2 protein-coding genes are annotated in these 834 nt (G+C 45.0%); both read right to left on the minus strand.

Features of this window, described 5'->3' with window-relative positions; genetic code table 11:
* On the minus strand, nucleotides 1–180 hold a 180-nt coding region (locus KIV40_RS25805), incomplete at its 3' end, for a TetR family transcriptional regulator (RefSeq protein WP_285352044.1).
* The coding region (locus KIV40_RS25810; protein WP_285352047.1) for an aldehyde dehydrogenase family protein at nucleotides 177–834 on the minus strand (658 nt) is incomplete at its 5' end. The genes KIV40_RS25805 and KIV40_RS25810, both read right to left, overlap by 4 nt.

Below are 834 nucleotides of genomic sequence, written 5' to 3' on the forward strand. Positions count from 1 at the left end.
TTGTTTAAGTTCTCTAAAAAGCTCATCAACCAATAGAGACTTGTTTTCAAAGTGGTGAAACAGAGTCGCTTTCGCCACACCAGCCGCTTTAGCAATCTGAGCGGTAGATGTGCCCTCAACGCCTTGCTCAGCAAAGAGTTGAAGGGCGGAATCTAAGATCTGTTGTCTTTTAGTGGTCATCGATTAATCACTTTAAAAATCAATTTCTTGAACAGATTATTATACGGAGGATGCAACAGTTTTGTGTAGTTGATTTTACCTCTACTCAGAACCGTTTTGGCATGACTGAAGGTTTTGAATCCCTCAATTCCGTGATAGTGCCCCATGCCTGACGGACCAACACCGCCAAATGGTGCATCATCGACCGCAACATGAACAAGAGAATCATTGATGCACACGCCACCAGAGTGCGTTTTAGACAGCAACTTCTCTTGCACGTCACTGTCGTGACTCATGATGTAAAGAGCCAACGGGCGAGGACGATCGTTAATGTACTCAATTGCTTCGTCCAAAGAATCATAAGGGACGATAGGTAGCACAGGACCAAACAACTCTTCCTGAAGGGCAAACATGTCGTCGTTTACATTAGTCAGTAGATGAGGCGTCATGCGGTGATTCACATCGTCTTGAGCTTGCTCGCTCACAGTGTGAATGGTGGCGCCTTTTTGCTCTGCATCTTCAACCACACCTTTTAGTCGTGTGTATTGGCGTTGATTGATCACAGAGGTGAGTTCTTTGCTCTCAAGTCCCGCAGGGTAGAGCTTTTTAAAGTAGCGCTTATAGGCGTCTACAAACTCATTAACTTTTGCCTTAGGGAGCAGAATGTAATCTGGA

The organism is Vibrio sp. D173a, from assembly GCF_030248475.1.